This is a genomic window from Lactobacillus sp. S2-2, assembly GCF_021698855.1.
Classification (GTDB): domain Bacteria; phylum Bacillota; class Bacilli; order Lactobacillales; family Lactobacillaceae; genus Fructilactobacillus.
In genome coordinates this window covers 78,915-100,512 of record NZ_WWFA01000001.1, presented here as the reverse complement: position 1 = coordinate 100,512, position 21,598 = coordinate 78,915, and the positions used below count along the sequence as shown (strand labels likewise).

Sequence of the window (21,598 nt, the reverse complement as noted above, 5' to 3'; positions counted from 1 at the left end):
GCTCTTATATCGAAAGCAACTCCGTTATTAGCTAAATATTCACTAATAAAAACTTTTAAGAACCCATCTTCTTAAATTTCAACTCAACTCTTTTCACCAACCAGAGTTTCTCTGAGAGAATTCATTTAATACTCAATTCATATCACGTTTGTTATATTTAAATAATTTTTATAATAATAAAATAAAAGTAACTACTTTGTCAACAAATTTATTAATTAATTTTAAAATGCATATATTTCATTGCAAAAATAACTAATTCTTCAACTGGAATTTGCATATCGTCTTCAGCCCAAACAATTAAAATTTCTGTTAAGCCACCAGAAATTAAAGCAATCAATAGTTTTGATGAATTTTCTCTTAATTCTAAAATCTTATCATTAACCAACATCGTCATATAATTTTTAAGTTGTCTTAATAATAAGTTAGATAAATCATTATTTAAAATAATCATCAACATATCTTTATGGTCTTTAATAATATTAAAAAAAGTTGATGCCAATTGATCAAATGTAATTGATTTATCAGTTGCAACACTGTCAACAAAGGTCCTAAAAACTTGTGCAATTTGTTCAATTACAACATCTTCTTTAGTATGAAAATGACGATAGAAAGTCATCCTAGATACACCAGATTTTTCGCAAATGCTTTTTACTGATATTTCTGTATATGGAGTTTCTATCATTAAATCAAACAACCCATCAATTATTAGTTGTTCACTATTATTAGTGTCACTCATAAAATGCTCCTTACTAAACTAACTATCCAAATATTAGAGACCAACAACTACTAATATTAAATTAATCTATATAAAATCACAAATTAAATTTTTAACAAATTTATCTAAAGTGAGTTATAATAAAGTCAATCTCTAATAAAGGATGTTGAAATTTATGGATACAAATTCGGATAATAGTCAAGAAAATAGATTAAATGGCTATGGTAGATTTATAAATATACTATTAAAATCTCTAATGTCATTTGTTGGAATTGCAATGCTAGCTCTTGGTGCTACTTTCTTAAAAGAAGGTAATTTAGGTCTTGATCCGTTTACTGCTGTGAATACAGGAATGGCTAGTATTTTACATACAGACCTTGGTACATTTCAACTTGGAGCCAACTTTGTTATTTTTATCTTTATTTTAATTTTAGATCGTAAGAAAATTGGAATTGGAACAATTATGAATATGATTCTTGTAGGTTATGAAATTCAATGGTTCTCATCTATTTATGAATCAATTCTCCCAGGAAATGTTAATTTTTTCGTTATCATTACCAACCTATTCTTAGGTTTAGTTTTATTCACTGCTGGTAGTTCAATTTATATGGCACCTAATTTAGGGGTTGCACCATATGATGCGATTGCACCAATTGCTTCCGATAGATTACATGTTAAATATAGAACCGCAAGAGTTATTCAAGATATTCTATTCTTGATTGCTGGATTAGTTGTTGGTGGTCCAATCGCAATTGCTACAATTATTACTGCATTTTTTGCTGGTCCACTAATTTCATTTTGGACTAAAGTTATTAGTAAACCAATTGTTACAGCAATTGATAACTTCTCATTTCAACCATCAATTAAACATGTTGCAACCGGAGTTTCTAAAGCAACCGTTAATGGTTATCATTTTTTAAGTTCTGCATATAATACAACAGTTGATGTACAAATGAATTTATCTGGTTACTCATTCAAGGAATTATCAGAAAGATTACATGAAGCTGAAAAGAATATGAATGATTCACAAAAAGCATTTAATGCATATCGTACACAATTTAGAATGTTAACTGCTGAACTAGTTAAAAGAAGAGAAAAAGAAGAACAAAAAAAATATAAGAATAAAAAAACGAAATCTTAAGATTTCGTTTTTTTATTTGTCATTTGATAAGGATCAACCCAATTATTAAAATCATTTTCATTTACATAACCAGTTTTAATTGCGGCTTCTTTTAAATTTAATTTATTTTTTAAGGCAAATTGAGCAATTTCTGCAGCTTTATGATATCCAATATGTGGTGATAAAGATGTTACTGTCATTAATGACTCATTTACTAATTTTTTCATTTGTTCTGAGTTAACTTCTAATCCTTTGATTAATTTATCGGTGAAAGATTTAATTAACCCAGCCATTAATTGTATTGATTCTAAAACAGTATCAATAATCAAAGGCTTATAAACATTTAATTCAAAATTACCTTGACTATTTGCTAATCCAATTGTTGTATCATTTCCAACAACTTTAGTTGCAGCCATTATTAAAGCTTCCGCTTGAGTTGGATTAACCTTCCCAGGCATTATCGATGATCCTGGTTCATTTGATGGAATAATAAATTCTCCATACCCTGCTCTTGGACCAGATGATAAAAATCTAATGTCATTAGCTATTTTCATCAAATCTGTATCCATAACTTTAACAGAGCTATGAAAATTAACAATCGTTGAATGACTAGCTAATCCAAAAAATTTGTTTTGAACTTTTAAATCAAGTCCCGTTTCTTTTGATAATTCATTAACTATAAATTTATCAAAATTTTCATAAGTATTCATTCCTGTACCAACAGCAGTTCCACCAATTGGAATTTCATAAACTGCATTAATATTATCATTCAAATATTTAATATCATGATCAATTGTACTAACCCATCCAGAAATTTCTTGCCCTACAGTCAATGGTGTTGCATCTTGTAAATGAGTTCTACCAATTTTAACAATTTCAGAAAATTCAATTTCTTTATCTTGTAATACTAACTTCATATTTTTTAAAGAAGACATTAAACTTTCGGTTTCTTTAATAATTGCAATGTTCATTGCTGTTGGAAATACATCATTTGAACTTTGACAACGATTAACATCATCATTAGCTAATAATTTAACATCCGGATTAATTTCATATGCTAAGTTAACAATTACTTCATTAACATTCATATTGGTTTGTGTACCAGAACCAGTTTGATAGATATGTAATGGAAAATCTTTCATTAATTCTTCATCATTAAAAGATAAGAGATTATCACAAGTCTGAACGATTAATTCTCCCTTTATTTCATCAATCTTTTTATTGTCCAAATTAACTTTAGCCACACATTTTTTAATTTTAATTAATGATCTAATTAAAACTACTGGCATAGTTGGTCCATTTGGAAAATTAAATCGACTCCTTTGTGTTTGTGCTCCCCATAGGGCATCCTTTGGTACTTTTACTTCACCAATACTATCTGATTCAACTCGATAATCCATAAATTAATCCTCCTTTTATTAAACATTATTTTACACTAATCAATCTACAAAATAAAAAAGGAATGATAAATTCATCCCTTTTAGTTTCTATTTTTTTCAATCATATCAGATACTATTTTTACTAATACACCACTAAAAATAAAAACTGATACTAATCTAACAATAAATAACATAGCAATTAGAAATCCTGAATAACCATTATATCCATCTTTAAAATATGACCACATAAATGTAATTAAAGTTGTTGAAAGTGTTGTAATACAAATTGTAATCCAATTATAAAGTTTATATGCAGTAGCAGCAAAACCTACTTCAGAAGCTAACCCCTGAATTAATCCAGAAATTAAGGTTGCAGCTCCCCATTGTCCACCAAATATCATTTCAACAGCAGAAGCTAAAAATTCTCCTAATGTAGATGATAGCGGAATTCTAATTACAAAAGCTGCTAATGGTCCAGCTAAAGTCCATAATCCAAATAATATTTCATTACTAAATGGTGCTAATCCAATTGGAGTTAAAAGTGCATTTAAAACACTATATAAAAATCCAGTTCCCCAAAAAATAACTCCACTAAATACTGCAATTAAAGCAATTGATATAATATCTTTCAAGTGCCATTTTTTTAATACATTCATGATGATTCCTCCAAAATAAAAGATCTCCAAATAATTGGAGACCCTTGAAATCATCATAAATAGATTAAGAAGTACGTCTACTTCCTAAAAAACATTTTCCCTTCGTAAGCTTTAACTTAATCAGGTTCAATGGGTATGATCTCAGCCAAAAGGCACCCCGCATATTTGTTATCTTTATTCTATATTATTTATATCTTAATATCAATCTTTTATAAATTAAGTCGCTTATAAACTTCGTCAACATTTCTTAAATGATAATTGTAATCAAATGCATCATCAATTTCATCGTCATTTAATTTATCGGTAATTTTACTTTCGTTATTAACTAAATCTTTAAATTGGATTTTTTCATCCCATGATTTAGCAGTTAAAGGTTGTACAGTATCATATGCTTCTTCTCTACTCATACCTTTATCAATTAATTTTAATAAAACACGTTGAGAATAAATTAAACCATATGTTTTAGTCATATTTTCTTTCATTGTATCTTCGAATACATCAAGATTTTTCAAAATATTATTAAATCTATGAAGCATATAATCAATTAAAGAAGTTGAACTAGGTAAAATAATTCTTTCAGCAGATGAATGTGAAATATCTCTTTCATGCCACAAAGTTACATCTTCATATGCAGTCTGAATATGTCCTCTAATCACTCGAGCAAGACCAGTAACATTTTCTGAACCAATTGGATTTCTTTTATGTGGCATTGCTGAAGATCCTTTTTGTCCTTTATTAAAATGTTCTTCTACTTCGTGAATTTCAGATCTTTGTAATGATCTAATTTCAGTAGCAAAATTTTCAATACTAGTTGCAATTAGACCAATTGTAGCAATATAATCTGCATGCAAATCTCTTGGTAATACTTGACTTGCAATATCTTGATTACGAATACCTAATTTATTACAAACATATTCCTCTACAAATGGAGGAACATTAGCAAAAGTTCCAACTGCACCAGAAATCTTACCTGCTTCAACCTCTTTTGAAACATATTCGAAACGATTAATATTTCGTTTCATTTCAGCATACCAACGAGCAATTTTCAAACCAAAAGTAGTTGGTTCAGCTTGAACTCCATGGGTTCTTCCCATCATAACTGTGTATTTATATTTCAGTGCTTTTTCTTTAATTGTTTCTAATAATGTATTTAAATCTTCTTTTATTACTTCATTTGCTTGTTTCAAACGATAACCTTGTGCTGTATCAACAACATCTGTACTGGTTACTCCGTAGTGAATCCATTTTTTTTCATCACCTAATGATTCAGAAACATTTCTAGTAAATGCAACAATATCATGGTGTGTAATTGCTTCAATTTCATCGATTCTATCAACATTAAAAGTAGCATTTTCATTGATTTTTTTTACATCGTCTGCTGGTATTTCCCCTAACTTAGACCAAGCTTCATCAATTGCAATTTCAACTTCTAACCAAGATTGATATTGATTTTTTTTTGACCAAATATCCCTCATTACATCACGTGTATATCTTTCAATCATTTTTAAATGTTCTCCTTTAAGTGAATCTATCTTGAAGTATTATTTAATATTTGTTTTTCACTGTTATAACTTAACATTATATTAGGTTTTTAGCAAATACACATCAAAACACGAACTATAGTTTTTTTGAAAATATGATAGTTCTTGATTTTATCCGATTTCATTGATAAGCTAGTATATGGATAAAAATTAAATTTAATTATGAGGTGCAAAAAATGTCATCAATTGTAGTAGTTGGAAGTCAATGGGGAGACGAAGGTAAAGGTAAGATCGTTGATTATTTAAGTAATGATGCTGACGTAATTGCTCGCTACCAAGGTGGCGATAATGCCGGTCATACAATTGTTTTCAACAACCAAAAATTTCAATTACAGCTTATTCCATCTGGGATTTTTTACTCAGATAAAATAGCAGTAATTGGTAATGGCGTGGTATTGAATCCTAAATCTCTTTTCAATGAATTAAAATATCTTAATGACAGAGGTGTTAATACTGATAACCTACGAATTTCTAGTAGAGCTCATGTAATTATGCCTTATCATACTTTATTTGATTCCTTACAAGAAAAGATGAAGGAAGAAAAAATTGGTACTACTAATAAGGGAATTGGACCAGCTTACATGGATAAGGTGGAAAGAATTGGAATAAGAATTGCTGATTTAATCAATCCTAAAACCCTTGAAAAAAAATTAAAATCTAATTTAAAACTTAAAAACAACATTCTTAAAAACTTATATGGCGAACCTGAATTAGATTTTGACGAAATTTACAATGAATATCTTGAATATGGTAAACGTATTGAAAAATATGTTGATGATACTTCAATTATTTTAGAAGACAAACTAGATAATAATGAAAATATTTTATTTGAAGGTGCTCAAGGAGTAATGCTTGATGTTGATCATGGTACTTATCCATATGTAACTTCATCAAATCCAATTGCTGGTGGTGCTGCAGTAGGTTCTGGTATTGGACCAACTAAAATTAATCAAATCATCGGAACATGTAAAGCTTACACTTCCAGAGTTGGTGAAGGTCCATTCCCAACTGAACTTAATGATGAAATTGGTGATAAAATTAGAGAAACTGGCCACGAATATGGTGTTGTTACTAAAAGACCAAGAAGAATTGGATGGTTTGATAGTGTTGCAATGCGTCATGCAGCTCGTGTCTCAGGATTTACTAACTTAGCTTTAAATTGCCTTGATGTTTTAGATGATTTAGATACAATCAAAATTTGTCGTGCTTACAAATTAAACGGTAAAGAAATTAGTCACTATCCTGCTAATCTTGATGTTTTAGATGATTGTGAACCAATTTATGAAGAATTACCTGGATGGAAAGAAGATACTACTAATATTAAAAAATTTGACGACCTACCACAAAATGCACAAAATTATTTACGCAAAGTTGAAGAATTGACTGGTGTAAAACTAGCCGCATTCTCAGTAGGACCAGATCGTGAACAAACTAATATTTTAAAAGATTTATGGTAAAAAAAAAACATAGCTAATTGCTATGTTTTTTTTTTACAATCGTACAAATATAATCTTTATCAATTAATAAATTATTTACTTTAAATTTTTCATTTTTACGAGTTGCAATATTAAAATTAATTAAATCAACATGAACAGACTGAGGTCTTCCCATCAATCCAACTCCTAATAATTTTAGGACAGCTTCTTTAATTGTCCATAATGTTAGAGTTTTACTAGGATTTTCTTTTAAATAATCTATTTCATTATCCGTAAATGCTTTTTTGATTTTATTAAAAGAAAAAGGACGAATCATTTCTAGATCCACCCCAATTTCTTCATCAGATACAACAACTACTACTAATTCATGAGAATGAGAAATAGAAAAAAATAAATTATTGTTATCGATAATTGGACGTCCCAATTTATCAAAATTGACAATCTTATCGTTAATTAATTCATTAACTGGTAAATTTAATAATTCACTCAATAAAACTCTTCCAACTAATTTTTGTTGTTTTTTATTATCTTGATTAATATTTAATTTTAAATAATATTTTTTGTATTTAGGATTTTTAATTGAATCAAATAAATATTTCATTTTAAAATCTCCATAAAAAAATATTATCCACCCATCAAATGAACCCCTTTATCAGCAAAAACAATGTCTCCTGTCATTCCTGTTGATAAATCACTCATTAAGAAAGCTGCAACATTTCCAATTTCTTGTTTGGTTACACTCTCATTATCAACTGTTAAAGCATCAGACATTCTTAATAAATCATCATGTCCTTTAATACCTGTAACAGCTAATGTTTTAACTGCACCAGCAGAGATTGCATTAACTCTAATTTTATCTTTACCTAGTTCTGCAGCTAAATAACGTACTGAAGCTTCAAGAGAAGCCTTAGCAATTCCCATCATATTATAATTTGGAATTGCACGAATTGAACCTAAGTATGTAAGAGTTACAATACTTCCTGGTTGCTTTAAAACTTCTTTAGCATGTCTAGTAACAGAAATCAATGAGTATGCACTAACATCTTGAGCTAAGTTATATCCATCTTTCTTAGTGTTAATTACACCATTTTCCAAAGTTTCTTTATCAGCATATGCAATTGCATGAATAACACCATCAATTTTTCCAAAACGATCTTTAATTTCTTTAAAAGCTTTTTCAACATTACTATCTTCAGCAACATCACATTCAATCATTGCTTGATTTTCATCAACAATTCGATCAATACTTTTTTTCATTCTTTCATTTTGGTAAGTTAATATTACTTCCCCACCTTGGGCTTGTATTGCTTGTACACATCCCCAAGCAATACTTTTTTTATTAGCTACACCCATAACTAAAATTTTTTTACCTTCTAAAATACCAGTCATACTAGTCTTTCTCCCTCCGGAATTTATCAATACTATATATTATAGCAATAAAAATATAAAAATAAAAATTTTTTATTTAAAACTACGATATCTTGCAAAACGTTTTTTTAGTAAATCATCCACTGACATATTAGATAATTCAGAAATTTTATTCAAAATCATATTCTTAAAATTCTCAATATCAGTATCATTTTTTACTTCCGGAATGATTTTATCAATAATTCCATCTTCTAATAATTCTTCTGGCGTTAATCGCATTACATCTGCCGCTTCTTTAACTTTACTTGAATTTTTCCATAAAATTGTTGCATATCCTTCAGGGGAAAGAACAGAATAAATACTATTTTCAAAAGACCAAACACAATCACCAACTGCAAGTGCTAGCGCACCTCCACTACCACCTTCACCAATTATTACTGAAATATATGGCGTCTTTAATTGCATTCCCTTTAAGATTAATTGAGAAATCATATATCCTTGACCATGATATTCTGCATCAACTCCCGGATAAGCTCCAGGGGTATTAATCAAAGTTATAATTGGTCTTTTAAACTTTTCAGCTTGTTCCATTAATCGAAGTGCTTTTCGATAACCATCAGGTTCAGCTGAACCAAAATGGCGTTCTACATTTTCTTCATTATTAGTTCCTTTTTGAATTCCAATAATTGTAACTGGTTGATTATCAATCATCCCAATTCCTGAATAAACAGCAGAATCATCGCCATAAGCTCGATCTCCATGTAATTCAATGAATTCATTTGTAAGACCAGAAACTAACTTTTGAATTGAAATTTTATCAGAATTTCTGGCTTTTTGTACTTTTTCAAAAGCACTCTTTTCCTCTGACATTTTAAGCACCACCTTCATGAATTGCTAAAATTTTACTCAACTCACTTTTTAAATTAGATCTTTTTATAATTGCATCTAAAAAACCATTTTTTAATAAAGTTTCAGCTTGTTGAAAATCTTCTGGGGGTCTTTGCTGAATTGTATTTTCAATAACTCGACGACCGGCAAAGCCAATCGATGCTTTAGGTTCTGAAATAATAATATCACCTTGCATTGCAAAACTGGCTGTAACTCCACCAAAAGTTGGGTCTGTAATTAAACTTATATACAATAAACCAGCTTTTGAATGTTCATTAATTGCTTCTGAAACTTTAGCCATCTGCATTAAAGAATTAATTCCTTCTTGCATTCTAGCACCACCAGAAGCTGTAAATACAATAACTGGTAATTGCTTTTCAGTAGCACCTTCAAATAGTTTTGCTAATAATTCACCTGTAGCAATTCCTAAACTAGCCATAATAAATCTTGAGTCCATCACTGCAAGTCCTACTTTATGACCATTAATTTTTCCAAAACCTGTAATAACACTTTCATTTAACCCTGTTACATCTTTTGCTTTTTTTATTTTATTTTGATATTTATCATCATCGAAGCGACTAGGTACTGTTATATCAGAATTTATTTGTTCAAAATCATCACAAATCATTTCAATTCTTTCTTTTGCACCTAATCTCATGCCATAACTACAGTTTGGGCACTCTTTAAATTTACCTAAATCTTTATAGTAAATATTTTCTCCACAAGATTTACACTTAATCCATAATCCATCAGGAATTTTTTGATTTCTCAATTCTAATTCCTTTGTAGTTGGAGTATTAAACTTGTTTGTCTTCATTTTTTTTCATCCATTCTTTTAGAAAAGTAGATTCAATATAATTGTTGTTGAAATCACCTGAATTAAAGCATTGATCTTTTAATAAATCAATCAAGAAATCACGGTTTGTATTAACACCTTCAATTTCGAATTCAGTTAATGCTCTTAACATTTTATTAATTGCCTTTTCTTTAGTTGGCATATGAACAATTATTTTAGCAATCATTGAATCATAGTAAGGTGAAATAACACTACCACTCTCAATACCTGAATCAATTCTTACACCCATTGTTCCATATGGAAAACGAACAGATTTGATTTTACCAGCCTGTGGAATAAAATTATTTTTTGGATCCTCAGCATTAATTCGGCATTCAATCGCATAACCTTTAACCTTACAATCTTTTTGATCATATGGTAAGTGGTCTCCATTAGCAACCATAATCTGTGACTTGATTAGTTCAACTTGTGCTACTTCTTCAGTAATTGTATGTTCAACCTGTAATCTAGTATTCATTTCCATAAAATAAAAATTATGATTTCTATCCATTAGAAACTCAAAAGTTCCAGTATTTTCATAATCAATTCCTTGCATTGCCTTAACAACAATTTGACCTAACTCGGTTCTTTCTTGCTCTGATAATTTTAAAGAAGGACTTTCTTCGATGATTTTTTGATGATTACGTTGAAGTGAACAATCACGTTCTGGAAAATAAATTGCTTTACCAAATTGATCACGAATTGCTTGCATTTCAATATGTTTAGCATCACTAATATCTTTTTCAAGATAAAGACGATCATCACCATATGACAATTTACTTTCACGTTTAGTATCTTCATATGCAACTTTTAATTCATCATCATTATCAACTCTTCTAATTCCTTTACCACCACCACCGGCAGCAGCTTTTAACATCACTGGATATCCAATTTCATTTGAAATTTTTTTTGCTTCATCAAAAGAATTTAAGAATCCTTCAGAACCTGGGATGGTTGGAACTCCATTATTCTTCATTGCAGTCTTTGCATTTGATTTATTTCCCATTAAATCAATTACAGAAGAACTTGGACCAATGAATTTCACATTACATTTTTCACATAATTCCGCAAATTCATTATTTTCTGATAAAAAGCCATAACCAGGATGAATTGCATCACTACCAGTTAAAACAGCGGCATTTAAAATTGCTGGAATGTTCAAATATGCATCATTAGGACCACCAACACAAACTGCTTCATCGGCTAAATCAACAAATAAACTTTCTGCATCAGCAGTAGAATAAATAGCAACAGCTTTCATATTCATTTCATGTAATGAACGAATAATTTGAACTGCAATTTCACCACGATTAGCAATTAAAACTTTTTTAATCATATTAAATCACCTTAAGATTCAATGGCAAACATTAAATCAGCTTCACAAATCACTTCATCATCTCGTTTTACAATTCCGTGACCTACTCCGATGTTTTTCTTTAATTTTGAAAGTTCAACACTTAGATGTAATTGGTCTCCCGGACGAAAATGATCAAAAAATTCAGCTTTTTTAATTCCACCAAAGAAAACATTCTTTCCTTTATGTTCATCCATTGAAAGAATTGAAACAACTCCTGTTTGAGCAAGTGCTTCAATTACAATTGGCCTTGGCATTTTTGGATCTTCTTGATTTTGAAAAAACCATTCATTAATTGATAATAATTTAGTTGAACTAGCTCTTTCACCTGGCACAACTTCATCAATTCGATCAATCATTTCAAATGGATATCTTTGAGGAATATAATTATTAACTTCAAAACTCATTAAATTAATCCTCCTCAATTTCAAATAAAGGCTCATCATATTCAATCATGTCACCATTATTTACTAATTTTTTAACTAATGTACCACTTACAGTACTTTTAATTTCATTAATTACTTTCATAGCTTCAATCACACAGATAACTTCACCTTTTTTGATGTGATCTCCTTCTTCTTTAAAGACTGGTTTTTCAGGGCTAGGAGAAAAGTAAACTAATCCAACCATTGGTGCTTTTAATTTATAGTTATCATTTGATTGACTACTTTGATTACTAACATCTTCTGATTGAACATTATTTTCTACATTAGAATTATTTTTTAAAGTAGTATTTTCCACTTTTTGATCTAATTTACTGAAATAGACGTTAACGTCATTCCCATCAATCTTTAATTCTTTCAAACTAGATTGATCGAACTTATCCATTAAATGTTCAATGTCTTTCCCGTTCATTAACCTTCCCACTTTCTAAATGCAATTACGGCGTTATGTCCACCAAATCCAAATGAATTACTAATTGCAGTGTTTACTGTACCTTTATTATTACTATCATTTACAATTTCAACATTAACTTCTGAATCAAGATTTTCTAATCCAACGTTAACTGGCATTTGATCATTTTGTAATGCACCAATTAAAGCAATAGCTTCAATTGCACCTGCAGCACCTAATGCATGACCTGTCATCCCTTTAGTTGAACTAACTTTTAGATGATCATTATCTTTAAATAACTTGTTAATTGCTCTTGATTCAGCTTCATCATTTGCATGAGTAGCAGTTCCATGAGCATTGACATAATCTAATTCATTAACATCGATATTACCTTCATCAATTGCTTGTTTCATAGCTGCAATTGCCCCAGTACCTTCTGGATCTGGAGAAGTTAAATGATATGCATCACTTGTTGTTCCATAACCAACTACCTCAGCTAAAATATTTGCTCCACGAGCTTTAGCATGATCATAGTCTTCTAAAACAACAGTTCCTGCACCTTCACCCATAACAAATCCATTACGATCCTTATCAAAAGGCATTGAAGCACGTTTTGGATCAGTAGAATCAGATAATGCAGTTAAAGCAGCAAAACCAGCAATTCCAATTTCATTAACTGAAGCTTCTGAACCACCAGCTATAATAATTTTAGCTTCACCATTTTTAATTGCTCTAAAAGCATTTCCAATGGCATTTGTACCAGAAGCACAAGCAGTTACAATTGTTTGACTAGTATTTTTTGCATCAAAAAACATTGATACATTACCAGCAGCCATGTTAGCAATTGCTTTTGGAACAAATAAAGGTGATACACGTTTTGGCCCTTTATCATGCATTTTAATAACTTGTTCTTGAATCGTTGTTAAACCACCAATTCCAGTTGCGTAAATAACGCCTAAATCTTCTGGTTTATAACTTCCTTTTTCTAATCCAGCTTGTTGCATTGCTTCAACTGAAGTGTATAAAGCATAAGTTGCGTAATCATCTAATTTACGAAAGTTTTTCTTTTCTAATCTTTCAGTTGGATCAAAATCTTTTAATTCTGCAGCAACTGTAATTCCAGTTTCACTGGCATCAAATTTAGTAATTGGTGCAATTCCTTGCTTAGAATTTAAAAATCCGTCAATTGTTTCTTTTGCGTCATTTCCAACAGAAGTCAAAGCTCCCATTCCTGTAATAACAACTCTTTTACTCATGTGTATCCTCCTAAAAAACTAAATAGTTAATCCACCATCAACTGTAATTACTTGACCTGTAATGTAATCATTTGAAATTAAAAACTGAACAGTTTCAGCAATTTCTTCAGGTTTACCAAATCGTTTTAATGGAATTTTGTTTTCAAAATCACTTGCAATTTTATCACTCAATTTATCAGTCATTGCAGTTCTAATCATCCCTGGAGCAACTGCATTTGAACGTACTCCTCTTAAAGCACCTTCTTGAGCAATTGTCTTAGTTAATCCGACAATTCCAGATTTACTTGCAGAATAATTAGCTTGTCCAACATTTCCATGAAGTCCTGAAATACTTGACATATTAATAATTACACCAGTACGTTTCTTTTGCATTACTTTTAAAGCATATTTTGACATATTAAAAGTACCAACTAAATTAGTACTTATAACATTTTCAAATGATTCTTCCGACATTCTGGTCATTAACTTATCTTCAGTAATTCCTGCATTATTAACTAATGCATCAATTTGACCATATTTTTCAACGATTTCTGAAATCATACGATTGGCATCTTCATCTTTTGAAACATCACCAACGATAAAATCAATTTCATTGTTCATTTGTTCTTTAATGGAATTCTTTTCATCATCTGATAAATCACGATGAGAATTAATAATTACAAAATTATTTTCATCTTCTGCTAATTTTACAGCTGTTGCTAATCCAATTCCCTTAGCGGCACCAGTAATTAAAGTAATTTTTTTATCCATATTAATTATTTTCTCCCGTTGTAAGTTCTTCTTTTAGCTTATTAAACTTGTCTATACTATCTACGTTAAATATTTTTAAATTTTTATATGTTTTCTTGGCGAATTTGGACAATGTATCTCCAGGACCTATTTCAATTAAAGTATCAACATCATAATCTTCAACCATTTTTTCTAAATCTTCATAAAAATGAGTTGGTGTAACTAATTGATCTCTTAAAACTTCTTTAATTGATGTAACATTAAATGATTCTTTAGTTGTATTACTAATCACTGGAAATTTCGGTTCTTTAAAATCAACTTGTTGTAATCTTTGATAAAGTTTATCACTAGCAGATTGCATTAAAGGAGTATGAGAAGACACCTTAACGTTTAAGGGCACAACTCTTTTGGCACCTTTTTCCAATAATTTATCGGTTGCTTCTTTAACTCCTTGAACAGTTCCACCAATTACTGTTTGATCTTTTGTATTAAAATTAGCTGGATAAACTCCATCTATTTCATTACATACTTCAACCACCAACTTAGGATCAATCTTTAAAACAGCAGCCATCTTTCCAGGATTTTCAAGGCCAGCTTCATCCATATACTTAGAACGATCTGAAACCAATTTAAGTCCTAAATCAAAAGATAGTGCTTCAGCCGAAACTAAAGCACTATATTCGCCCAGACTTAACCCAGTCATTGCAATAGGTTTAAGTCCAATCGTTTCAATTAAACGATTGATTCCATAACTCATTGCTAAAATCGAAACTTGAGTATTTTCAGGATTATTTAATTTATCTGAATCAGAAAGATCTAAGTTAAGTGCTTTTGAAGCTTGATCAATTACTTCTTTATATAAAGGTTCAGATTCATAAAAATCTTTTCCCATGTCGGCAAATTGTTGCCCTTGTCCACTAAATAAATAACCAATTTTCAAAATAAAACACTCCTTAGAAAAAAAAGTTAATGATTAATCATTAACTTTATTTGCAACATAATCAACTAATTGTTGAACTGTTTCCATACCTTCATCGCCATCAATTTCGATGTCATATTCATCTTCTAATGCATCAACAATTTCAAAGATATCTAAACTATCTAAATCAAGATTTTCTTTAAAATTAGTTTCTGGTTTGATGTCTTCAATTTTAACATCAGTTTGATCTGCAACGATTTCTTTAATCTTATCTAAAACTTGTTCTTTGTTTGCCATAATTTAACACTCCATATAAATATATTTAATATCTAACAACAACTGTACCAACGGTAAGTCCACCGCCAAATCCAGTTAGTACTAGATAGTCGCCTCGATTAATTCTACCCTCATTTATCAATTCTGACAACAATAAAGGTTCACTTGCAGCAGCAGTATTCCCATAACTATCAATGTTTATAGGTAATTTATCTGCTGGTAAATCTAATTTTTTTGCAACTTTATCAACAATTCTCGCATTAGCTTGATGTAAAATAAAATACTTAATATCTTTTAATTCTAAGTTTGCTTTTTCTAAAGCACGATTAATTGATAATGGTACATTTTTTGTCGCAAAATTATAAACGGCATGTCCATCCATTTGGAAAAATTGATTACTTTGATCATCAGATTTACCAAATGGATTATTTCCATTCATATGACCTGCAGTCAATGAAGATCCCATTTCACCAAAAGTATTTAAATCAGATGCAAGAACCTCACCACCTTGACTATTTTCAGCCAAAACACCTGCCGCTCCATCTCCGAATAATACAGCTGTTGATCGATCATTCCAATCAATTAATTTACTCAATTTTTCACTACCGATTACGATTCCTTTACTATTTTCTTTTTTTGAAAGTAAAGAATTCAATAAATCTACTCCATATGCGAATCCAGAACAAGCCGCATTGATATCAAAAGCAATTGCATTTGTTGCTTTTAAATTACCTTGTACTGTTGCTGAAACTGATGGAGTTAGATAATCTGGTGACATTGTTGCCACAATAATATAATCAATTTCATTTGCGTTTATTTTTGCTTGCTTTAATAATTTATTTGCCACATCAGTTGCCATTGAAGTATTTGTTTCTTCAATAGCGATGTATCTGTTTTTAATTCCAGTTCTACGACTAATCCACTCATCTGAAGTATCCATAATTTTAGCTAAATCATTATTAGATACCTTTTTTTGTGGAATACTATTTGCAGATGCAAGAATAGAAAAATTATTCATGAGTTTTAACTCCTAAAGTGAGCCTTATTGATTTCTTTCTTCTTTACTTACTATAAAAGTCAACTTAGCATCACATACTTTATTTTCTCCCACATACGCTTCACATTCAACTGAACCGGTATTACTACGCTTTTTAATCATGTTTACCTTAAAAGTGATTACATCACCAGGTCTAACCATTTGTCTAAATTTAGCGTTTTTAATATCACCCATGTATGCCGTTTTATTTTTAAATTCAGGTGATTTTAAAATTAAAATTGAAGCAACTTGTGCCATTGATTCAATAATTAAAACACCAGGCATAACAGGATCGCCAGGAAAATGGCCTTGGAAGAATTCTTCATTAATTGTAACATTTTTTGTTGCAACAATTGATTCTCCTGGAACCATTTCTTCAACACGATCAATAAATAGAATTGGGTAACGATTTGGAATTAAATCCATAATTTCCTTTGCGTTCATTAAACTCACGTTGTTCACCTCTGTGTGATACTTTCTTATTAATTTTATATGATTAAAATAATCAGTATTTATAGTTTCTTAGAAAATAAAATAATTATCAAGTTATTTTCAACAAATTGAATCAAAAAATCAAATAAATGCTTTTATATCAACTTTTACACAACTAATCACTTAATTATATATATGTTACATAAGATTAATACCGTAACAAATAAATTCATTTAATCAAAACATATTACTTATCTTATCAAAAAAACTGTTGTATAATTTCACACTGAATTATTTATTAAAAAATTCAAAATTATTAAAGGAGGAAGAAATTAATGAATAAAATCACAATTGGAAAATCAAACGTTACAACATTGCCTCTTGGTCTTGGAACTAATGCAGTTGGTGGTCATAATCTTTTTCCTAATTTAAACGACGAAACTGGTATTAAAATAATTAAACAAGCACTTAATTCTGGAATTACATTATTAGATACAGCTTTTGCTTATGGAATGGGTAGATCTGAAGAATTAATTGGTGAAGCAATTAAAGGATATGATCGTTCAAAAATTATAATTGCAACTAAAGGAGCACAAAAAGTATTAAATAATGGCGATGTCGAAATTGATAATTCTCCTGAATTTTTAAGAGAAACTGTAGAAGCAAGCCTAAAAAGACTACAAACAGACTATATCGATATTTTTTATATTCATTTCCCAGATGATAAAACACCTAAAGATGAAGCTGTTAATTGTTTGAATGAATTAAAAAAAGAAGGAAAAATTAAAGCAATCGGAGTATCAAACTTCTCATTAGAACAATTAAAAGAAGCTAATAAAGATGGTTTAGTTGATATTGACGAAGAAGCTTATAATCTTTTTGATCGTGAAGCTGAAAAAGAAAGATTCCCATACCTAAATCAAAATAACATTTCTTTTGTACCTTTCTTCCCACTAGCATCAGGTCTACTAACTGGTAAGTATTCAAAAGAAACTTCTTTCCCAGAAAATGATATCCGTAATGGAAATCCTGATTTTATTGGTCAACAATTTATTAATAATGTTGAAAAGGTAAATCAAGTTAAAGAAATTGCTCAAAATCATAACGTTACAACTGCTCAAACTATCCTAGCTTGGTATATTAAAAATCCAAATATTTCAGTTGTTATTCCTGGAGCAAAGGAACCTGAACAAGTTCAAACCAATGCTAAAGCATTAGAAATTGATTTAACTCAAAATGAATATGATAAAATCGATAAAATTTTCAAATAAAAAATCGCTAATTAATTTAGCGATTTTTTATTTAGATCAATTAATACTAAATTAAACCATACTGCTACAATACAACCTAATGCATAAAAAAATGCAGTGATTATATAAAACAGTCCATTTAAAATGGTTTCATCTATCATATGTAATAAAAATACTTCTGCCATCACTGTAGAAAAAAAGATTATCACTATAAATAAGAATAAACCTGTAAAAATAATTATTAATAATATGTAATTTAACATCGAGGTAAAAATTATTTTAAAATATAAGATTATAAAGCCAAATATACTTTTAGTATGATTTTTAATATTATAATTATAGAACAAGGTAATTAAATTATTAAAAGTAATAAAAATTCCCGGAATAATTGTAAACGTGATAATAACATATCCAATTCCAAGTAATAAATTATCTAATTTAAACATTATGTAATGTAAGATAAATAAAATTACAAAATACACAATGATTAATCCTAAATATTTAAAAAATAGTATAACGTTAGTAAATAATTTAAAGGTTTGACGTATTTTAATCATTGCAACTGAGTCATTTGATGTAAACCCAAGAATAAATGAAACATAAAATAAAATAGATAATCCAAAAAAATTAAACAAACAATTGATATCAAACTACTTTCAAAATTATTAAAATGAATAAATACATTTTCATATTCTGATGTAGGTCCTTCATTAAGGAATCCGCTCAATAAAAAAAGTCCAAAAGAAAAACATGTCGGCAAAGCCATTAAAAATAATTTAACAAAATAACGTTTAATATTTATAACATTTTGAAGCATAATTCGGTACATTTAATCCTCCTACAAAAAAGTTGATCCAAGATCAACTTTTATTTTTTAATTTCTTTGAAAAATTTAATTGTAACCATATTAGTATAGATAGCAAAAATCAAACCAAATAAAGTAATTAGAATATTAACAATCCACCCTAAAAAACTTCCTATAACTGGAATTAAACTAAATAAAGCTGAAAATATTCCAATTGCAAGACCAAATACACTAGTAAATCCAAATGTAAGCAATCCAATTATTATCATTAGTCCAAAATAAGCTCCTCTATATCCACTTATTAAATTCCAAACATTTTTAAATGATAAAAATACACCTGTTTTGTTTTGTTTATTAATATCATCATAATAATTCAAATAATTAAATCCAAAAGTTATAGCAATATAAAAAAGTAAAACAATCAATCCTATAATAAAAATAGCAGTTAATAATCCACTTTGAATAAAGTATGCTGATACAAAAATTAATAAAGCGAAAACTCCGATAACTAGTGATACTGCTATTGAGAAAACAATTGAAATCAAAATAATTTTCCACCATGTATTCTTTTGTAAAAATAATGCAAAAGCATTTTTAAATTCAAAATTATCTTCTTGATCACTTTTCAAATAACCCATGCTCAAAGAAAGTTGTAAATAAGATAATATAAGAACTAAAATATAAGTTCCAAGTCCTAAACCAATATAATTGTTTAAAACACCAAAGACAGAATCAACAGTTACATCTGTCAAATTATCCAAAGAATTAAGAACTGTTCTATCTAATGAACTAGACATTCCATTAAAAAATAATCCAAAGACAATAACTGGCAAACTCATAAAAAATATTTTTTTAAAATTATTTTTTATTGTTATAAATGAATCTGATAAAACCCGTGAAATCATATAATTCTCCTTATTTTGAATTTATTTCTTCATAAAATGTAATCATTGTCATTTCATTCCAAATCCACCAAAAAATAAAAGCAATCACAAAAATAATAATTAAAATAGCTATTAAAATTCCTGATAACAATGAAGATAATGACATTAACAATGACAATAAATAAAGAACAAGACCAAAGACACCTATTAGTACTAAAACAATCAATATCGAAATTAAATTAACTAAAAATAATTTAAACTTATACCCTTTCATTAAATTCCATGCATTTCTGAAAGAATAAATAATATTATCTTGACCATTTAAAAAGTCATCATAGAATTTAATGAATATAAAAGCTAAACCATAAGAAATGATAAAGCTCAAAGCAAAAATTCCAATTACAATTACTAAGGAAATTAATAATCCAACAAAAGGAAAAATCCCCATTTGGTTACCAATGAATACATTAATAATTCCAATTCCAATAAAAATACTAGAAATTAGGCCAATAATTGCAACTGCAATTATCATAAAAAATAAAATAAAGAAAATTCCAATCACTTTTAAAGTGAACCCTTTGTGACGAAACATTTCAAATATATTTTTAAATTGATATGAATCATTACGTTTACTAATTAGTAAACCAATATCTGTTGCTAAATATAGAAACGCAGTAATAATCATAAAAATGAAAGAAAATAATAATAATAATCCGTTATTACTATAATTACCTAAGTTAGATAACATCCCAGCAAAAAGTAATGGCAATGACATCAACAATAACCTTAAAAAATTCTTTCGCGAAATTTCAAACGCTTTTGATAAAACATTTTTTATCATAGTATGTATAATTCCTCCAAACAAAAGTTAACTGTTTATCATTGTAACTTAATCATATTCATTTTTCATCAAAATAAAAAAAATTCTTCATAAAAATATGAAGAATTCTTATTATTTTATTAAAGTAATACTGTTACAGAAGCAGCAAGAATAATTAAAATTAATCCAATAATTGTGATTAACATTTCTTTTTTTGTCTTCTTCTGACCTAACATATAAATTCCAGTTAATGTTGCAACAACAACTGAAGTCTGTGATAAAACAAATCCAGTAGCTAAACCATTCATATCAGGTTGAGCTGAAATTAGATAAGTAAATGCAGCAAATGCAAAGAAAAATCCAGATATGATTTGTTTGTAAGAAATTGGATCTTTAAAAATATTTTCTTTCTTAATATTAAATAAACTATAAATAACTGCTACTAATACCATTCCAATTGCTTGTGGTAAAAATGCTTCCATACCATTCATATTTGAAACAGCTTGAGGAGCTGCTGAGTAACCCCAGTATCCAATTACTCCAATAGCTAAAATAATAACTGCTTTTTTTAAGTTAGATGAAGATTTCTTAGTTGATGTTTCACTATAAGTAGTCATAGTAGCACCAGCAATAATAACAATTAATGCGATAATCCCTACTACTTTATGAGATACACCAGGCCAGTTACCTAATGCAAATGCTCCCCATAAAGATGTAACAATTAATTGAAAAGCTGTTGTAATAGGCATTGTTTTTGATGATCCAATGAATTCAAATGCCTTAAATGACATAATTTGGCCAAATGACCAAGCAGCACCAGAAACAATTCCAAAAAATAAAGCACTACCAGTAGGAATTTGTGTACCATTAATTAACATTAAGATAATTGCAAAAATAAGAGTACCTACTGTTGCACCAAAAATTTGGTTAGTTGGTTTACCACCTATTTTAGAAGAAATAGTTGGAAAAAGTCCCCATCCAATTAATGGTCCCAAACCAACCAAGATTGCAAACATATTCATAAACTTATCCTCCGAATTTATAATTCTTTTATTATAAAAAATT

23 protein-coding genes, 1 riboswitch and 1 other annotated feature (1 of these 25 running past the window's edge) are annotated in these 21,598 nt (G+C 29.0%); of the genes, 3 read left to right on the top strand and 20 right to left on the bottom strand.

Annotated features, from left to right (window positions below):
* Positions 1–154: a binding site (T-box leader), on the bottom strand; it reaches 89 nt to the left of the window's first position.
* A 57-nt stretch (positions 155–211) separates the two neighbouring features.
* The gene (locus GSH19_RS00535; protein WP_237025963.1) at positions 212–736 is read right to left on the bottom strand and encodes a TetR/AcrR family transcriptional regulator; all 525 of its coding nucleotides are present in this window, start codon (positions 734–736) and stop codon (positions 212–214) included.
* A gap of 154 nt (positions 737–890) precedes the next feature.
* Between GSH19_RS00535 and GSH19_RS00530 the strand changes: the two genes are divergently transcribed.
* Complete coding sequence (locus GSH19_RS00530) at positions 891–1,856, top strand: YitT family protein (protein ID WP_237025962.1); 966 nt, start codon at positions 891–893, stop codon at positions 1,854–1,856.
* Here the strand turns inward: GSH19_RS00530 and GSH19_RS00525 are convergent.
* The 3 genes from GSH19_RS00525 to purB all read right to left on the bottom strand — a co-directional run bounded on the left by GSH19_RS00525 (position 1,853) and on the right by purB (position 5,372).
* Entirely contained in the window at positions 1,853–3,235 is a 1,383-nt protein-coding gene (locus GSH19_RS00525; protein ID WP_237025961.1) for a class II fumarate hydratase, read from the bottom strand. The two genes, GSH19_RS00530 and GSH19_RS00525, sit on opposite strands and share 4 nt — an antisense overlap.
* 80 nt (positions 3,236–3,315) lie before the next feature.
* Positions 3,316–3,870, bottom strand: coding sequence for an ECF transporter S component (locus GSH19_RS00520; protein ID WP_237025960.1), 555 nt, complete (start codon positions 3,868–3,870; stop codon positions 3,316–3,318).
* 79 nt (positions 3,871–3,949) lie between these two features.
* A riboswitch (TPP riboswitch) is annotated at positions 3,950–4,040 on the bottom strand.
* 39 nt (positions 4,041–4,079) lie between these two features.
* The gene (gene purB / locus GSH19_RS00515) at positions 4,080–5,372 is read right to left on the bottom strand and encodes an adenylosuccinate lyase (protein WP_237025959.1); all 1,293 of its coding nucleotides are present in this window, start codon (positions 5,370–5,372) and stop codon (positions 4,080–4,082) included.
* 215 nt (positions 5,373–5,587) lie between these two features.
* Between purB and GSH19_RS00510 the strand changes: the two genes are divergently transcribed.
* Entirely contained in the window at positions 5,588–6,868 is a 1,281-nt protein-coding gene (locus GSH19_RS00510; RefSeq protein ID WP_237025958.1) for an adenylosuccinate synthase, read from the top strand.
* Positions 6,869–6,881: 13 nt separating this feature from the next.
* Here the strand turns inward: GSH19_RS00510 and GSH19_RS00505 are convergent, their stop codons facing one another.
* The 13 genes from GSH19_RS00505 to fabZ all read right to left on the bottom strand — a co-directional run bounded on the left by GSH19_RS00505 (position 6,882) and on the right by fabZ (position 16,795).
* Complete coding sequence (locus GSH19_RS00505) at positions 6,882–7,448, bottom strand: 4'-phosphopantetheinyl transferase superfamily protein (RefSeq protein WP_237025957.1); 567 nt, start codon at positions 7,446–7,448, stop codon at positions 6,882–6,884.
* 23 nt (positions 7,449–7,471) lie between these two features.
* The gene (fabI, locus tag GSH19_RS00500; protein WP_237025956.1) at positions 7,472–8,236 is read right to left on the bottom strand and encodes an enoyl-ACP reductase FabI; all 765 of its coding nucleotides are present in this window, start codon (positions 8,234–8,236) and stop codon (positions 7,472–7,474) included.
* A 72-nt stretch (positions 8,237–8,308) separates the two neighbouring features.
* Positions 8,309–9,085: a carboxyltransferase subunit alpha gene (accA, locus tag GSH19_RS00495; RefSeq protein ID WP_237025955.1), complete on the bottom strand. Its 777-nt coding sequence runs from the start codon at positions 9,083–9,085 to the stop codon at positions 8,309–8,311.
* 1 nt (position 9,086) lies between these two features.
* A complete protein-coding gene (locus tag GSH19_RS00490; protein WP_237025954.1) occupies positions 9,087–9,920 on the bottom strand; it encodes an acetyl-CoA carboxylase carboxyltransferase subunit beta in 834 nt (277 codons plus the stop codon).
* On the bottom strand, positions 9,901–11,274 hold the full coding sequence (locus tag GSH19_RS00485; protein ID WP_237025953.1) for an acetyl/propionyl/methylcrotonyl-CoA carboxylase subunit alpha: 1,374 nt from the start codon (positions 11,272–11,274) through the stop codon (positions 9,901–9,903). Before GSH19_RS00485 ends, GSH19_RS00490 begins: the two co-directional genes overlap by 20 nt.
* An 11-nt stretch (positions 11,275–11,285) precedes the next feature.
* Positions 11,286–11,699 (bottom strand): 3-hydroxyacyl-ACP dehydratase FabZ family protein, encoded by a 414-nt coding sequence (locus tag GSH19_RS00480; protein WP_237025952.1) that lies wholly within the window; start codon positions 11,697–11,699, stop codon positions 11,286–11,288.
* A 4-nt stretch (positions 11,700–11,703) separates the two neighbouring features.
* A complete protein-coding gene (locus GSH19_RS00475; protein WP_237025951.1) occupies positions 11,704–12,147 on the bottom strand; it encodes a biotin/lipoyl-containing protein in 444 nt (147 codons plus the stop codon).
* Entirely contained in the window at positions 12,147–13,382 is a 1,236-nt protein-coding gene (gene fabF / locus GSH19_RS00470; protein ID WP_237025950.1) for a beta-ketoacyl-ACP synthase II, read from the bottom strand. Before fabF ends, GSH19_RS00475 begins: the two co-directional genes overlap by 1 nt.
* An 18-nt stretch (positions 13,383–13,400) precedes the next feature.
* Positions 13,401–14,138 (bottom strand): 3-oxoacyl-ACP reductase family protein, encoded by a 738-nt coding sequence (locus GSH19_RS00465; protein ID WP_237026125.1) that lies wholly within the window; start codon positions 14,136–14,138, stop codon positions 13,401–13,403.
* Entirely contained in the window at positions 14,134–15,051 is a 918-nt protein-coding gene (locus GSH19_RS00460) for an ACP S-malonyltransferase (RefSeq protein ID WP_237025949.1), read from the bottom strand. The genes GSH19_RS00465 and GSH19_RS00460 overlap by 5 nt, the downstream gene beginning before the upstream one ends.
* 33 nt (positions 15,052–15,084) lie before the next feature.
* A complete protein-coding gene (locus tag GSH19_RS00455) occupies positions 15,085–15,327 on the bottom strand; it encodes an acyl carrier protein (protein WP_237025948.1) in 243 nt (80 codons plus the stop codon).
* Positions 15,328–15,352: 25 nt separating this feature from the next.
* Positions 15,353–16,324, bottom strand: coding sequence for a beta-ketoacyl-ACP synthase III (locus GSH19_RS00450; protein ID WP_237025947.1), 972 nt, complete (start codon positions 16,322–16,324; stop codon positions 15,353–15,355).
* A 24-nt stretch (positions 16,325–16,348) separates the two neighbouring features.
* Positions 16,349–16,795, bottom strand: a complete 447-nt coding sequence (fabZ, locus tag GSH19_RS00445; RefSeq protein WP_237025946.1) for a 3-hydroxyacyl-ACP dehydratase FabZ — start codon at positions 16,793–16,795, stop codon at positions 16,349–16,351.
* A 314-nt stretch (positions 16,796–17,109) separates the two neighbouring features.
* Between fabZ and GSH19_RS00440 the strand changes: the two genes are divergently transcribed.
* Complete coding sequence (locus tag GSH19_RS00440) at positions 17,110–18,045, top strand: aldo/keto reductase (RefSeq protein WP_237025945.1); 936 nt, start codon at positions 17,110–17,112, stop codon at positions 18,043–18,045.
* A gap of 846 nt (positions 18,046–18,891) precedes the next feature.
* On the opposite strand, the gene GSH19_RS00435 is transcribed toward GSH19_RS00440, so the two are convergent.
* The 3 genes from GSH19_RS00435 to rbsU form a co-directional block, all read right to left on the bottom strand.
* Positions 18,892–19,734, bottom strand: coding sequence for a hypothetical protein (locus GSH19_RS00435; RefSeq protein ID WP_237025944.1), 843 nt, complete (start codon positions 19,732–19,734; stop codon positions 18,892–18,894).
* A gap of 10 nt (positions 19,735–19,744) precedes the next feature.
* Positions 19,745–20,554: a hypothetical protein gene (locus GSH19_RS00430; RefSeq protein ID WP_237025943.1), complete on the bottom strand. Its 810-nt coding sequence runs from the start codon at positions 20,552–20,554 to the stop codon at positions 19,745–19,747.
* Positions 20,555–20,673: 119 nt separating this feature from the next.
* Positions 20,674–21,555 (bottom strand): ribose/proton symporter RbsU, encoded by an 882-nt coding sequence (gene rbsU / locus GSH19_RS00425; protein WP_237025942.1) that lies wholly within the window; start codon positions 21,553–21,555, stop codon positions 20,674–20,676.
* Positions 21,556–21,598: the final 43 nt, after the last annotated feature.

Bases quoted from the DNA above. Each gene is read 5' to 3' on its own strand.
- GSH19_RS00435 (WP_237025944.1), bottom strand. From the start codon at position 19,734: ATGATTTCACGGGTTTTATCAGATTCATTTATAACAATAAAAAATAAT.
- accA (WP_237025955.1), bottom strand. From the start codon at position 9,085: ATGTCAGAGGAAAAGAGTGCTTTTGAAAAAGTACAAAAAGCCAGAAAT.
- GSH19_RS00530 (WP_237025962.1), top strand. From the start codon at position 891: ATGGATACAAATTCGGATAATAGTCAAGAAAATAGATTAAATGGCTAT.
- fabF (WP_237025950.1), bottom strand. From the start codon at position 13,382: ATGAGTAAAAGAGTTGTTATTACAGGAATGGGAGCTTTGACTTCTGTT.
- rbsU (WP_237025942.1), bottom strand. From the start codon at position 21,555: ATGAATATGTTTGCAATCTTGGTTGGTTTGGGACCATTAATTGGATGG.
- GSH19_RS00535 (WP_237025963.1), bottom strand. From the start codon at position 736: ATGAGTGACACTAATAATAGTGAACAACTAATAATTGATGGGTTGTTT.
- GSH19_RS00520 (WP_237025960.1), bottom strand. From the start codon at position 3,870: ATGAATGTATTAAAAAAATGGCACTTGAAAGATATTATATCAATTGCT.
- GSH19_RS00490 (WP_237025954.1), bottom strand. From the start codon at position 9,920: ATGAAGACAAACAAGTTTAATACTCCAACTACAAAGGAATTAGAATTG.
- GSH19_RS00430 (WP_237025943.1), bottom strand. From the start codon at position 20,554: ATGATAAAAAATGTTTTATCAAAAGCGTTTGAAATTTCGCGAAAGAAT.
- GSH19_RS00505 (WP_237025957.1), bottom strand. From the start codon at position 7,448: ATGAAATATTTATTTGATTCAATTAAAAATCCTAAATACAAAAAATAT.
- fabI (WP_237025956.1), bottom strand. From the start codon at position 8,236: ATGACTGGTATTTTAGAAGGTAAAAAAATTTTAGTTATGGGTGTAGCT.
- GSH19_RS00510 (WP_237025958.1), top strand. From the start codon at position 5,588: ATGTCATCAATTGTAGTAGTTGGAAGTCAATGGGGAGACGAAGGTAAA.
- GSH19_RS00480 (WP_237025952.1), bottom strand. From the start codon at position 11,699: ATGAGTTTTGAAGTTAATAATTATATTCCTCAAAGATATCCATTTGAA.
- GSH19_RS00440 (WP_237025945.1), top strand. From the start codon at position 17,110: ATGAATAAAATCACAATTGGAAAATCAAACGTTACAACATTGCCTCTT.
- GSH19_RS00455 (WP_237025948.1), bottom strand. From the start codon at position 15,327: ATGGCAAACAAAGAACAAGTTTTAGATAAGATTAAAGAAATCGTTGCA.
- GSH19_RS00485 (WP_237025953.1), bottom strand. From the start codon at position 11,274: ATGATTAAAAAAGTTTTAATTGCTAATCGTGGTGAAATTGCAGTTCAA.
- purB (WP_237025959.1), bottom strand. From the start codon at position 5,372: ATGATTGAAAGATATACACGTGATGTAATGAGGGATATTTGGTCAAAA.
- GSH19_RS00525 (WP_237025961.1), bottom strand. From the start codon at position 3,235: ATGGATTATCGAGTTGAATCAGATAGTATTGGTGAAGTAAAAGTACCA.
- GSH19_RS00475 (WP_237025951.1), bottom strand. From the start codon at position 12,147: ATGAACGGGAAAGACATTGAACATTTAATGGATAAGTTCGATCAATCT.
- GSH19_RS00450 (WP_237025947.1), bottom strand. From the start codon at position 16,324: ATGAATAATTTTTCTATTCTTGCATCTGCAAATAGTATTCCACAAAAA.